We start from the raw sequence: 13,439 nt of genomic DNA, 5'->3' as shown, positions 1-13,439 counted from the left end.
ATCTACCGAATGAGCAATAACCTTTGATTTTTCCGTGTCCCATCCTGAATCAGCTGCGCAAAATAGCAGCCGCTTGCTACGGGCAAACCATTGTCTGTCCGCCCATCCCATTGAAATTGATACAGCCCGGCCTTCATCATCCCATCATATAGATTACGAACGCGTCTTCCTTCTACATTTATGATGTCCAATCGCGTCCGACCGGATCTTGGAAGCGCACAGGAGAGAACAGAATGCTGGGTGAAAGGATTCGGCATTGCCGACAATGACAATGGAACAATATTAAGCGAATTGTGATCATCAACTGACGAAGCCACATTAAAGATTAAAAGTTCATCGATTCCCACTTCAACTGTTGAATTCTCACCGCCATCCCATGCGACAATACGAATTTGCATCGCATTTGTAATGTCTACAAAATCACTGAGGATCCACTGGCTCATCTCCCACTCGTTGTGAGATTCAGAGAACAGATCCAGCGTCGTCCAGACCTGACCGCTGTCAGCTGAGATATCGACAGTAAAAGCATCGTCGGTGTAGGCGCCCGTATGATTGGAATACCATGTGGAAAGCCGCATCAATGGATTCGGCGATCTCGTGAGATCGAAAATGGGAGAGAGAAGGGTTGTGGTCCCGCCATCGACATCATTCCACACTGAACCCGCCCCAGGGAGATTACCGCCGGTGATAAATGCGGTAACACCCGGATCGACGGTAAAATCATCCTCAGGCTGCACGACAACTCCCAGATCATAAGTCGCCGCGGGATCAATCCGCTCCCAGAGTCCAAAATAGGCATCATCACCCGGGGCACCGACCGTCCAGCCCTGATCCATTTCGAAATCATCCATGACACCAAAAGGCATATAAAAATCCAAGGTCGTGGTATCGGCAAGGCAGGTTATTTGATCGGATTGCGGCAGATGGCCGAAACGAACGGCCACCACCAATACATCACGCCCGATGGGAACATTATTAAAGACATAGACGCCCGCCGTATCGGTCACCACCGATTCAACGGGTGCATCGGAAATGCGCAGGGTAACTGCTTCCAGAGAATCCGATGTTTCTGAATCTCTGACAATCCCGGTCAGGACTGAGAGAGCCCTGGGCTCAATAAGGATATCGTCCATGCGATGCGGCCCGGGAGGAGCCGTTACCATCGTCGTGTCCGCCAGATAATAGAACTCATCCGTTACGATGTTATAGGAGTCAGAAGGGATAACAAAGACGAAGGAACCATCCGAGCGGGATTTTGTCTCTTTGTATGAAATGAAGGATCCGGTATGAAAAAGAGTGACATCCGCATTTGGAACCGGATTCAAGGAAGAGGCATCGAAAACAACTCCAGATAAAATCGAGTAATTGTTCCAATCCAAAGTCAGCTGCAGAGCCGCTTGAACATCCAAAAGACCGGCCCCATAATTATTGTCAATCCCTCGACGATCGTCGATTTTCGTCGCCGAAGTCAGGAGGATCTGCGTCATCTCCTCTGGTGTGATACCCGGCTTCGCCTGGATAAGAATCGCCATCGCACCGGCAACCTGAGGCGTTGAGGCCGAGGTCCCGTCGAGGGTCGAGTAGCCGCCGCCGAACTCCGTGGTTATTGTATTGGGACTGGGGGCGCAGATATCGGGCTTAATGAGACCGCCTTCGCCCGTTGTATATGGATAGTCCTGGTACTCCGGAAGCATTGTGTAGGGATATTCCGGCCAATTTGCAGCAATATCTTCCCAGATCGAGGGACCGCGGCTGGAGAAATCACCGAGATACCCTTCATAGGTGATAGAGCCGCAACCGACCACAGCGCTGACGCCCCCAACGATGGATTGTCCTGAATGCACCCAGGGTGCAGGGCAGTTCCCAGGAGCGGAAATGTTAAACGGAATGGGATCGGTGTTGATATTATCACCCTCATTCCCCACGGAGTTGGCGTGAAATATCCCCATGGCCAACTCGTTGTCGGTGATGGTCCGCCAGCTTGAGAAATCGGGTTTTGGCAGGTAGCGCCACTTTTGAGTCACACTCATGGAAATCACATGTGCGCCGTTATCGACCGCGTATTCCATCGCCTCAACAAGATCAGACCATGTTCCCCCCGAACCCCGGAGGAGCATGATCGTACAGCCGGGGGCGACACCGGTTTGTGTTCCGGTCGTCCCGTCGCCAACAATAAGCCCGGCCACCCGCGTCCCATGATCACCCGCCCCGGTCCCATTGGGATTGTTATCATCTGCCACAAAATCCCATCCAATGGTGTCATCGACATAGCCGTTTTCATCATCATCGATCTCATTACCCTGGATCTCATCTACATTGACCCAGATGTGACCCGCCAGGTCTGGATGTGTATAATCGACACCCGTGTCGACAACCCCGACGATGACGCCGGCGCCGGTGTAGCCGGTTCCCCATGCCTCAGGAGCATTCACCATATCGAGTTGCCAAGCGATGCCACGATCGAGACCGTCACCTTGCGAGAATGAATCTCGCATAAAGGACCCTTTTACAAAAGGCGGGAGCCCGCGTTCTGGTCTTCCATCATCAATCTGTTGCTCAACGGGAATGGGAGGATCCCAGATGATGCGGTTCACCTCGGGCAGGAGGATTAAATCAGAAATGATTTCCTTCGTGGCGGTCGTCCTCACGCCATTGAGAATCCAGAAGGAATGTGGTGGTGTCGCCTTCCCGATCGAGACCGCCTGATCAATTATATCGACAATCTCCACCTGCGAATTTTTCGCCAATCTCTTGATATGGCGCGCGGCTATGGCGCGGCGCTCGGTAGGAGCCAGCCCATCAGTTTGCATACGAAGCAGAATCGGATCCGCCTGCCGCTCGAGGATAATCAAAATCGGGATTTTCTCGTGGTCGGAAGCCTGAAGAAGATTGGCCTCCAATTCCGGTGAGAATCTTCCCGCAGGCGCGCTCTGAGACCAGGTACAGGTCACAATGAGGATAAGAACCAGAAGAGGGAATGCGCGACGCATGTAGAACTCCTAGCTAGGATGTCAACCGTGGCCTTAAATCCAATCTAAAGGTAAGGGAATTATAACACAGAAAGAGCCGGATGACCACCCGGAATCATTCTGTTAAAAGCATTTCAGACACTTTGGGCCATAAGACCCACTACTGAAATTACAGGCACATCAGAACCGTAAATGATACAAACGAGCGTGATTGCTTGTAAATTAAGATGTCGGCCCGATTCCGGACAGAACGGTTCGAATCAATTCATCCGCAGTCCTATCCGGGACCTCTCCCAATCTTTCAATCGCCTCCCTCGCATGGGCCGGTGGATAGCCCAGCTGCACAAGGGCTTCCGCCGCGTCACGTCTGGCATCTCCTGGCATCCAGGGGAGCCGATGCCCATCGATTCCCCCTTCGGCCCCATGTTTTGAAAAATATCCCCCAAGCTCCAGTAAAAGCCGTTGCGCGGTCTTTTTCCCAACACCGGGTACGGCTTGAAGGGTCTGAAGATCTCCTGATTCGACGGCCCGTGTCAAATCATCGATCTCCATGTGACTGAGTATATTCAATGCCAACCGACCCCCAACGCCCCGGATTCCCATTAGAGCGGTGAAGGCTGAACGCTCCTTCTGCGTCAGAAACCCATAGAGGCGCAGGTCATCTTCACGAACCTGCAGCCAGGTATGGAGATGCACTTCCCCGCCCACCGCTCCCAATTGATGCCCGGCGGAAAGGGGAACTTCTACGCTCAAACCCAAACCACCGACCTCTATGACAATTCGAGTCGGGGATTTCTCAATCATTTTCCCGCGAAGATGCGAAATCACGCCATTCCTCCCGAATCTTCCGGTGAAGACAGCAAAGGGCCACCCCAAGGGCGTCCGCCTCATCCTCTGAGGGATCATGTTTCAACCCATGGATCAGTTGCGGAATCATGCCCTGCATTTGCTGCTTTGAAGCCGAACCATGGCCCACAATTGATAATTTTACCTCGGCCGGGCTGAATTCGAGAACGGGAAGATTCCGGATGGTCGCCGCGGTTATCAATGCCCCGCGGGCCTGGCCCAGTATGAGGGCCGTCTTCATATTGCGGCCGACAAAACTTGTTTCTAGCGCCACAACCGCCGGTTGGATCTCGTCAAGAATCTCGCCAAAGGTTTTGTTCAACCATCCAAGACGGACCAGCAGATGCTGTCCCTTCGGCGGTTGCATGATGCCGCTACGAATCCAAAAGACTTCAGATTTTATATGTTGTAGCACGCCAAACCCGGTTTTCAGACTACCCGGATCGATACCGAGAATGCGGCCGGTATCCAAATTCGGCGGAACAACGATTCCCGGTTCATCCTCCACTGGGGGCGGGCACTTTCTTTTTGCGCGACCCATCATTTTCCCCCGTCAAGCGGACTTTTACATTCGCTACAAAAACTTTTCCAGCATCTCGTCAGTGACATCCAAATTGTCATGAATCGCCTGGACATCATCGTGATCTTCAAGGGCCTGCCGAAGCCGAACACATTGTTCCAGTTCCTTCTCGGATGGTGTTGTTTGTGTTGTGGGAATTTTAATCACTTCAGCGGATGTCATAGGGATATCCCGGCTGCGAAGGACATCGGCAACCGCATTGAGATCGGATGGTGCCGTTGTGATCTCATAGACGGATTCCTGATCGAGATCGACATCCTCGGCACCGGCATCGAGAGCGACTTCCAACAGACGCTCTTCGTCACTGGCGCTTTTCTCAACCACAATGAGGCCTTTTGACTCAAACATCCAGGAAACACACCCGGCCTCGCCCATATTGCCATTGTTTTTTGTGAGAAGATGCCGCAATTCCGCGGTCGTCCGATTTCGGTTGTCAGTCAACACTTCGATTAAAATCGCGACACCGCCCGGTGCATAGCCCTCATAAGTAGCTTCTTCATAGTTAACGCCGGGAAGCTCGCCCGTGCCTCTCTGAACCGCCCGATCAATGTTGTTCTGCGGCATATTCGCGGCCTTTGCGCTATCAACCGCTGTCCGCAGGCGGGGATTGGCATCGATGTCGCCGCCACCGGCGCGGGCCGCAATCACGATCTCCCGGATCAAGCGCGTGAAAATCCGGCCGCGTTCGGCATCCGCCTTACCTTTCTTCCGCTTAATAGTACTCCACTTGGAATGTCCACTCATAGCACCCTCATATATTCAAAATGTCTGCTATTCCTGTTCCGCTCTAAGTTGATCCAGCAAGCGTTCCACAAGTTCTCTGGGAACCTCTTCGTAATGTGACAATTGCAGCTTGAACCAGGCCCTGGCTTGAGTCATCGATCTGAGTTGCGTGGAATAGTTGGACATTTCGGAAAGCGGGACCTGGGCCGAGATTACCACCTTCCGACCCTGTACTTCATTCCCAGAGATCCGGCCTCGTTTACCGGAGAGATCACCCATGATATCGCCCATGTAATCTTTCGGCGCCACAACCTCTACCTGTACAATCGGCTCGAGTAGGATAGGTTTTGCCTCCATGAAACCCTTCTTGAAGGCCTGCGAACTGGCGATTTTAAACGCCATCTCCGATGAATCGACATCATGGTAAGATCCATCAAAGACGGTTACGCGGATATCAACAACGGGATAGCCCGCCAACGCGCCTTCAGGCAACACTTCACGAACACCCTTCTCGATCGCTGGGATGAACTTGGAGGGAATATTTCCACCAACAACCTTGTTCTCAAATTCAAACCCCGATCCACTGGGAAGCGGCTCTATCTTCAGATGGACATCACCGAACTGGCCGCGGCCACCGGTCTGCTTTTTATGCCGATAATAGGAATCCTCCACCTTCCCCCTAATTGTCTCCCTGTAGGGGATGCGAACCTTGCCGGTTTCGACATCGACATTGAACCGTTCTCGCAGGCGGGTCAGGATAACATCCACCTGTTGATCCCCCATGGCGCGCAGAATGGTCTGATGCAATTCGGCATTCACCTCAACCTGCATAGAGGGATCGATTTCTTGAAGGCGGCTAAGGGCATTCCCAAGCTTATCCTCATCACCCTTTGATTTGGGAGCCAGGGCAACCGCAAAGACGGGCTCGGGGAGTTTTGCGCCGTTGAAAATGATTTGATTGTCTTTAGAGCAAAGGGTGTCACCCGTCTTACTGTTCTTGAATTTCGATATGGCACCCATTCCTCCCGCCGTCACTTCATCGACATCGACACGGTCCTTGCCCCTCAACTCATAGAGCTGCCCCAGCCGTTCGGTAGAGCGGCGTCCCGGATTCACGACTTCCATCCCGGCTGCGAGCTTCCCTGAGTAGACCCTGAAAAGTGAGATTTCCTGAGCCTTATCCTGCGGCAGTGTTTTAAAAATGAAGGTTGATGTCGATCCGTCCGTTTTTGCTTCAACAGAGATCTCTTCACCACTATCATTCATAATCGCCAGGGGCCCAGGCACATCGATCGGGCTGGGAAAATAGTTAAACATTGCGTCCATGAAGGTCGAAACGCCAATCAGGGTTTCAGCGGAGGTATAGAAGAGCGGGAATATCGTTCCCGATGCGATCCCCTTACGTAAACCGGAATAAAGTTCCTCGTTCGTCAGCTCATTCCCTTCCAGAAATTTTTCCAGCAGTGCATCATCGCTTTCCGCCGCCATATCAGTTAACCCGCTTCGGATCTCATCCAACATTGATTGAATATCGGCAGGAACATCGCCATCCTGTGTGATCTTGTCATCCTTCAGATTCAGATAGGCTTTGCCTGTAATGACATCAACAACACCTTTGAAATTGGGTCCGACACCCACGGGGATTTGAAGAGCCATGACGCGGTCGGTAAGACGATCTCGGATTTCAGATAAAACCTTTTCGGGATTCGCCTGATCCTTGTCCATATGATTGACAAGAAAAACCACCGGTTTCTTCCTCTCCTGAGCCATCTCAAAGAGCTTCTCCGTCTCCGGCTCGACACCCGCCTGCGCATTAACCATGAGCACAACAGCATCGGCGGCTGTCATCGCATAGAGGACCTCCCCCACAAAATCGGCATAACCGGGGGCGTCCAGTATGTTATACTTATAACCTCTCCAATCCACAGTGGAGAGAGCCATATTGATTGTCGTTTTTCGCTTAATCTCCTCGGCACTGGCATCAAGATGGGACGTTCCCTCCGCCACCTTTCCAAGCCGTGTCGTCACGCCGGCGCAGTATAGGATGGCTTCCCCAACACTTGTTTTTCCGGATCCGCTATGTCCGACGAGAGCTATATTTCTGAATTTGGATGCGTCCAATTGAGTTACCCCTTCTCCTCTCTTCCAGGTCCGGAGAGTGCCTGGTTACCTATGGAAAACGAGACTCTGGTCTCCCTCCCCGACGCAGAGGGATACAGAGTAGAACCTCTCGCAGGCTATCATGCCGATGCCGGGTGGATCAAGATGACGATCTGCTTTTCAGGATCGTGATCCTCTCAATCGACCGCCCGGCAATGCCCCCCTGGGCTTGTCTCCCTTCGATCCCCTCTCTTATGATGGGACTCAATTGATTCCATTTTCCCTCCTGGGATTCAAGGTTTCTCTGGCGATAGAGGATTGATTTTCGCGAGACGGAGGTCGAGGAGAAATGCCCCATTGCGGAGATATACGGGAACCCATCACAGATGGGGGCCAGGGATAAGGTGAGAGCACGGATCCAGAAATTTTTGAGCACTTGGCCCCGGCCCGTTTGGGTCATCCTACTCGGATGGGTCATCAATTCCACCGGTTTCGGCATGATCGTTCCCTTCATGAGTCTCTATTTTCACCAGGTCTTAGGTATCCCGATGAAATTTATCGGCCTCCTATTCCTGGCTACAGCTATTGTGCGGGCCATTTCAGGAATGGTTTCTGGGAGGCTCTCGGATCGTATCGGCCGGCGCCCCCTCCTTATCCTGGCTCCCGCAGGACGCGGGATCACTTTTTTTGTTGTCGCATTTCTGGTTCACCACCGCGCCCCCTTTTTCCCGACAGCCTTTGTGATTGCGGTGACATTTCTAATGGCCGCAGCCTATCAGCCGGTTGCTCAGGCGGTGGTTGCCGACGCCGTGGAGAAAAATAGGCGACTCCAAGCCTACGCTTGGACCCGTGTTGCCATGAATTTGGGGTGGGCGCTGGGTCCGGCCATGGGAGGATATATCTCCCAGTTCTCGTACACATTTCTATTCGTTATTGGCGGCATTCTGGGTCTTGGCGCCGCACTCCTTGTCTTTATGGGAGTTCCCGAAACGGCGCCAATTAAAACCGGAAGCTTTCCCGAAAAGGGGATCGAGAAGGATATGCCGGAGGAAAAGAGGGAGACAATCCGGCCCATGGGGAATCTTCGCCCCCCTGGAGATTCATTTCTTGTTCCACTGCGGGACAAACCCTTTGTCCACTATGCCGTCGCGACGTTATTTCTCTATCTTCTCATGGCCCAGCTTGTCGCGACCCTGCCCGTCTATGCTGTGGAATGGGTCCAGATAAGCAAGGTGCAACTCGGTCATCTTTTCGCCCTGAATGGGCTGCTTGTTGTTTTTCTACAGACCTCCGTTATCCGCTATCTGAAACGCTTCTCAATTCTTCGGGTACAAGTTTTCGGCAGCCTGGCCTATGCCCTGTTTTACTTTCTCATGGCTGGTGCTGATGCCTTCCCGGCTCTCCTTGTACTCATTGTGGGAATAACTCTGGCGGAGATGTCTGTCACTCCCGGAACAGTCACCGTCGTCTCGCAAATGGCACCTGCAAAGAGCATGGGGAATTATATGGGGGTCTTTGGCCTCTTTAGCAGCGCCGCGTGGTCATTCGGCCCATTCATCGGAGGCCTCCTCCTCGATTTCTTCCCCGGCCGCCCATACGCCCTCTGGGGCACTGTGGCCGTTCTCGGAATCATCGCATCCGGTTTCTACATGAAATTTAGATCGCGATTTGGAGATATCTGGTCAGGCAGTTAAGCCGTCTTGCTGCCCATCTTGCGCCATGGTGAATAGCTGGAAAGGTCCAATGAAGCGGCTTGCAAGTTTCAAAAAAGTAAAAGAGCGTCGAATTTCTCCGACGCTCTCGAATAAAAACCCGGCGACGTCCTACTCTCCCACACAGTCTCCCATGCAGTACCATCGGCGCTGGAGGGCTTAACTGCCGTGTTCGGAATGAGAACGGGTGTTACCCCTCCGCCATCGCCGCCGGAAATCTTGGTTGGGTTTGATCCCCACAACGAGGATCCTTTCCCAAAAAATCTCGACAACTGCAATCGTCATTAAATCGTCTGTGGTCTTGACCACCATGCAACTATTGTCCGGTCAAGCCGCACGGCCTATTAGTACCGGTCGGCTAAACACATTACTGTGCGTACACCTCCGGCCTATCAACCTCCTCGTCTCGAAGGGGCCTTTAGGCGGATTATTCCGCGGGAGACCTCATCTTGGGATCGGCTTCGCGCTTAGATGCTTTCAGCGCTTATCCGTTCCAAACATAGCTACCCGGCGATGCCGCTGGCGCGACAACCGGTACACCAGAGGTTTGTCCATCCCAGTCCTCTCGTACGAAGGACAGCTTCCCTCAAGTCTCCTGCGCCCACGACGGATAGGGACCGAACTGTCTCACGACGTTCTAAACCCAGCTCACGTACCGCTTTAATTGGCGAACAGCCAAACCCTTGGGACCTTCTTCAGCCCCAGGATGCGATGAGCCGACATCGAGGTGCCAAACCGCTGCGTCGATGTGAACTCTTGGCAGCGATCAGCCTGTTATCCCCGGAGTACCTTTTGTCCGATGAGCGATGGCGCTACCACAAGCAACCACCGGGTCACTAGGTCCTGCTTTCGCACCTGCTCGACTTGTAGGTCTCGCAGTTAAGCTCTCTTCTACCCTTACGCTCTACTCATGATTGCCAACCATGATGAGAGAACCTTCGAACTCCTCCGTTACCATTTGGGAGGAAACCGCCCCAGTCAAACTGACCATCTAACACTGTTCCCCTCCCGGATTCACGGGAAAGGGGTTAGAATCTTAGTTATCCAAAACTGGTATTTCACTGTTGACTCCACTCCGGCTAGCGCCGGCGCTTCAAAGTCTCCCAGCTATGCTACATATGAAAAACCGAGATCCAATATCAGAATACAGTAAAGGTTCACGGGGTCTTTCCGTCCTTCTGCGGGTATCCGGCATTTTCACCGGAAGTACAACTTCACCGAGATCCTCGTTGAGACAGTGCCCAGATCGTTACACGATTCGTGCAGGACGGAACTTACCCGCCAAGGAATTTCGCTACCTTAGGACCGTTATAGTTACGGCCGACATTCACCGGGGCTTCAGTTCAGAGCTTTGCCTTGCGGCTAACCCCTTGCCTTAACCTTTCGGCATTGGTCACGTGTCACACCCTATACATCCTCTTACGAGTTCGCAGAGTGCTGTGTTTTTGTTAAACAGTCGCCTGGGCCATTTCACTGCGCCTTCCCTGTGCTTTCTTGCGATTACACTGGAAAGGACCCCTTCTTCCGAAGTTACGGGGCTAATTTGCCGAGTTCCTTAACGAGGTTTATCTCGCGCGCCTTGGTATATTCTACCATCCCACCTGTGTCGGTTTGAATACGGTCGCCTGCCTGACTCGCTTAGAAGCTATTTCTTGTCAGTGTGGCATCAATCAATCCGCCTTGTATCGCTACTCAGCGTCCTTACGCCCCTCAAGGTTAATGCCCCGGCGGATTTGCCGACCAGGGCCCTCTAAAGGTTTCGGCCATCACTTCCAGTCGATGGCTGATTTAGCCTACTGCGTCACTCCCTCGCTCAAACGTCAGACCGGCGGCACAGGAATATTGAACCTGTTTCCCATCACCTACGCCTTTCGGCCTTGGCTAAGGGGCCGGCTAACCCTGGGTGGACGAACCTTCCCCAGGAAATCTCAGGATTACGGCGGTCCGAATTTTCATCGGACTTTTCGTTACTCATGTCCGCATAATCACTTCCATCCGGTCCACGGTCGGTTCCCCTCCCGCTTCACTCCAAATGGAACGCTCTTCTACCACGCCATCCCGCCTAAACGGGATGACATCCGCGGCTTCGGCAGTTGATTTAGTCCCGATCATTTTCGGCGCAAGATCACTCGACGAGTCAGCTATTACGCACTGTTTAAATGATGGCTGCCTCTAAGCCAACATCCTCGCTGTCTTTGCAATCTTACATCCTTAGTCACTTAACCAACTTTTGGGGCCTTAGCCGGCGGGCTGGACTGTTTTCCTTTCGACTCTGAAGCTTATCCCCCAGAGTCTGACTCCACATCTGACTGAAGTAGTATTCGGAGTTTGATTGGCTTTGGTATCCCGGTAAGGACCCTATACCATTCAGTGCTCTACCACCACTTCGAGCATTGATGCAGGCTAGCCCTAAAGCTATTTCGAAGAGAACCAGCTATCACCGAGTTTGATAAGTCTTTCGCTCCTACCCACAGTTCATCCAAGACCTTTTCAACGGTCACTAGTTCGGCCCTCCACCTCATGTTACTGAGGATTCGGCCTGACCATGGGTAGCTCACCCGGTTTCGGGTCTACAGCAGGCAACTGATTCGCGCTATTCACACTCGCTTTCGCTGCGGCTTCTCCGTCAGCCGACGGATTAACCTGGCTGCCTACCGTAACTCGCGGACTCATTATGCAAAAGGCAAACGGCCATCCTGCGACGCTTGCGCGCCGAGGACTACCATAGTTTGTAAGCACACAATTTCAGGTACTATTTCACTCCCCTAACAGGGGTTCTTTTCACCTTTCCCTCACGGTACTAGTTCACTATCGGTCATCAGTGAGTATTTAGCCTTGGAGGTTGGACCCTCCGGATTCGAGCTGGATTTCACGTGTCCCGCTCTACTTGGGATACTCCTAGGTCCGTTCAGCATTTCGCATACGGGTCTATCACCCTCTATGGATGATCTTTCCAGATCATTCTGCTATGCCGTCCGATACCACGTTAGAGTCCCGCAACCCCTCCCGACAAGTCGGAAGGTTTAGGCTGTTCCGCTTTCGCTCGCCACTACTTACGGAATCACGATTGTTTTCTTCTCCTCCGGTTACTGAGATGTTTCACTTCACCGGGTATAGCTCTGAAGCCCTATGTATTCAGACTCCAGTGGACCGATATTAATCGGTCCGGGTTTCCCCATTCGGAAATCTCCGGATCAAAGCGTGTTTGCCGCTCCCCGAAGCTTATCGCAGCTTACCACGTCCTTCGTCGCCTTCTGATGCCAAGGCATCCATTGTGCGCTCTTTGTAACTTGACCAATACATTTGCCTGGTCTCGCCTACCCGAGCACAAGTAGATTGTACTTGTTTTACCCTCTATGCAATTGTCAAAGAACAATGTCTTTTGCCTGCGCAAAAAACAATAAATTTTTGATTTTGAACGGCCGATTAACCTTGGCCAACCAGTCATTCGAAATCAAGAAACATTCTGAAATCCGCAATCAAAAATCCAAAATCACAAATTCTTGTGGTGGGCGTGCCTGGAGTCGAACCAGGGACCTCGTCCTTATCAGGGACGCGCTCTAACCAACTGAGCTACACGCCCCCAATCATAAAAATCCGAAGCACCAAACCCGAAATCCGAAACTACGAATACGATTACTTTTCGAATTTCGACATTCGTATTTCTAATTTCCAATTCGCTCCGCGAATTGGTGGTGGAGGCAACCGGGTTTGAACCGGCGACCCCGAGCTTGCAAAGCTCGTGCTCTGCCAACTGAGCTATGCCCCCGGCCCCATTTTTGATTTTTAATTTCTGATTTCTGATTTACCATCTTGATTGATAAAATCAGCAATCAGTAATCACAAATCATCAATGTTGACGCCCCGGTCGCCGCCATTCAACAGCAATCTGCGCACCCAGCCTTTTTCGAACCGGAAGAGGTGTGACTTGCTTCAAAGCTCCTGTTCACCTTGCAAACCACCTCGGTTACCCGAGGCGACCCCATCCCGACTTTTAAAGGTCGGGACAGTTGACCTCTCATTGCCGCGTGCGCTTCAAGCGTACGCGACGTTGATACTCCTTAGAAAGGAGGTGATCCAGCCGCAGGTTCCCCTACGGCTACCTTGTTACGACTTCATCCCAATTGCTCCCCACACCTTTGGTGCCTTCCTCCCTTGCGGGTTAGATCAGCAACTTCTGGTGCAGACAACTTTCATGATGTGACGGGCGGTGTGTACAAGGCCCGGGAACGTATTCACGGCGCCGTAGCTGATGCGCCATTACTAGCGAATCCAACTTCATGAAGTCGAGTTGCAGACTTCAATCCGAACTGGGACCGGTTTTTTAGGATTAGCTCCACCTCGCGGTCTTGCTTCCCTCTGTACCGGCCATTGTAGCACGTGTGCAGCCCAGGACATAAAGGCCATACTGACTTGACGTCATCCTCACCTTCCTCCCACTTGATATGGGCAGTCTGTTTAGAGTGCTCACCGATTCATCACCGGTGGTGGCAACTAAACACAAGGGTT

6 protein-coding genes, 2 tRNA genes and 3 rRNA genes are annotated in these 13,439 nt (G+C 52.3%); 1 reads left to right on the top strand and 10 read right to left on the bottom strand.

Features of this window, described 5'->3' with window-relative positions; translation table 11 throughout:
- Positions 1–2: 2 nt before the first annotated feature.
- From KJ970_10370 to fusA, 5 genes are all read right to left on the bottom strand, one after another.
- A complete protein-coding gene (locus tag KJ970_10370; GenBank protein ID MBU2691317.1) occupies positions 3–2,990 on the bottom strand; it encodes a S8 family serine peptidase in 2,988 nt (995 codons plus the stop codon).
- 201 nt (positions 2,991–3,191) lie between these two features.
- On the bottom strand, positions 3,192–3,797 hold the full coding sequence (gene ruvA / locus KJ970_10365) for a Holliday junction branch migration protein RuvA (GenBank protein ID MBU2691316.1): 606 nt from the start codon (positions 3,795–3,797) through the stop codon (positions 3,192–3,194).
- On the bottom strand, positions 3,766–4,359 hold the full coding sequence (gene ruvC, locus KJ970_10360) for a crossover junction endodeoxyribonuclease RuvC (protein ID MBU2691315.1): 594 nt from the start codon (positions 4,357–4,359) through the stop codon (positions 3,766–3,768). The genes ruvA and ruvC overlap by 32 nt, the downstream gene beginning before the upstream one ends.
- A gap of 30 nt (positions 4,360–4,389) precedes the next feature.
- Positions 4,390–5,139 (bottom strand): YebC/PmpR family DNA-binding transcriptional regulator, encoded by a 750-nt coding sequence (locus KJ970_10355; GenBank protein ID MBU2691314.1) that lies wholly within the window; start codon positions 5,137–5,139, stop codon positions 4,390–4,392.
- A 27-nt stretch (positions 5,140–5,166) separates the two neighbouring features.
- The gene (gene fusA, locus KJ970_10350; protein MBU2691313.1) at positions 5,167–7,239 is read right to left on the bottom strand and encodes an elongation factor G; all 2,073 of its coding nucleotides are present in this window, start codon (positions 7,237–7,239) and stop codon (positions 5,167–5,169) included.
- Positions 7,240–7,646: 407 nt separating this feature from the next.
- Here fusA and KJ970_10345 point away from each other — a divergent pair, with 407 nt between their 5' ends.
- Entirely contained in the window at positions 7,647–8,912 is a 1,266-nt protein-coding gene (locus KJ970_10345; protein MBU2691312.1) for an MFS transporter, read from the top strand.
- A gap of 116 nt (positions 8,913–9,028) precedes the next feature.
- Here KJ970_10345 and rrf read toward each other — a convergent pair.
- The 5 genes from rrf to KJ970_10320 form a co-directional block, all read right to left on the bottom strand.
- Positions 9,029–9,145: ribosomal RNA gene (gene rrf / locus KJ970_10340) — 5S ribosomal RNA — on the bottom strand.
- Positions 9,146–9,253: 108 nt separating this feature from the next.
- Positions 9,254–12,226, bottom strand: a 23S ribosomal RNA gene (locus KJ970_10335).
- 210 nt (positions 12,227–12,436) lie between these two features.
- A tRNA-Ile gene (locus tag KJ970_10330) sits at positions 12,437–12,513 on the bottom strand.
- Positions 12,514–12,623: 110 nt separating this feature from the next.
- Positions 12,624–12,699, bottom strand: a tRNA-Ala gene (locus KJ970_10325).
- 296 nt (positions 12,700–12,995) lie between these two features.
- Positions 12,996–13,439 (bottom strand): 16S ribosomal RNA (locus tag KJ970_10320); the annotation flags it as partial.

It is taken from the genome of Candidatus Eisenbacteria bacterium (assembly GCA_018831195.1).
Taxonomy (GTDB): domain Bacteria; phylum Eisenbacteria; class RBG-16-71-46; order CAIMUX01; family JAHJDP01; genus JAHJDP01.
Note: the sequence above shows the minus strand (reverse complement) of the source record. Positions and strands in the feature narration are given on the sequence as shown.

Coding starts and splice junctions, on each gene's coding strand:
- KJ970_10370 (MBU2691317.1), bottom strand. CDS start 2,990: ATGCGTCGCGCATTCCCTCTTCTGGTTCTTATCCTCATTGTGACCTGT.
- ruvC (MBU2691315.1), bottom strand. CDS start 4,359: ATGATGGGTCGCGCAAAAAGAAAGTGCCCGCCCCCAGTGGAGGATGAA.
- KJ970_10355 (MBU2691314.1), bottom strand. CDS start 5,139: ATGAGTGGACATTCCAAGTGGAGTACTATTAAGCGGAAGAAAGGTAAG.